Source organism: Mesorhizobium carmichaelinearum (assembly GCF_900199455.1).
Taxonomy (GTDB): domain Bacteria; phylum Pseudomonadota; class Alphaproteobacteria; order Rhizobiales; family Rhizobiaceae; genus Mesorhizobium; species Mesorhizobium carmichaelinearum.
In genome coordinates, this window is sequence record NZ_FZQR01000173.1 from 1 (window position 1) to 421 (window position 421).

A 421-nucleotide genomic window follows, 5' to 3' on the forward strand; every position below is an offset into this window, starting at 1 on the left:
GTGTAAAAGAAGGAACTGTTATCTCTTTTGGCGAAGGGAAATTAAAAGCAACTTGCATAGGAACTGCAGATCAAGGTGGACGTCAGCTTGAATTTTCATATGACGGCATCTTCTATGAAATTTTAGATGAACTTGGGGAAATGCCACTTCCTCCATATATTAAAGAGACGCTAGAAGATCGCGATCGCTATCAAACAGTATATGCGAAAGAAATCGGTTCAGCAGCAGCGCCGACTGCGGGACTTCACTTTACAGAAGAGCTACTGGAGAAGTTAAAACAAAAAGGCGTTGGGTTAGCTTTCATTACACTTCACGTAGGACTTGGAACATTTAGACCAGTTTCTGCAGATACGATTGAAGAACACCATATGCACGCAGAATATTACCATATGTCTGAAGAGACAGCTGCGTTATTAAATCG

1 protein-coding gene is annotated in these 421 nt (G+C 41.3%); it reads left to right on the forward strand.

What is annotated here, in order from left to right; translation table 11 throughout:
• The coding region (locus CKW40_RS46295; RefSeq protein ID WP_500684306.1) for an S-adenosylmethionine:tRNA ribosyltransferase-isomerase at window positions 1–421 on the forward strand (421 nt) is incomplete at both ends.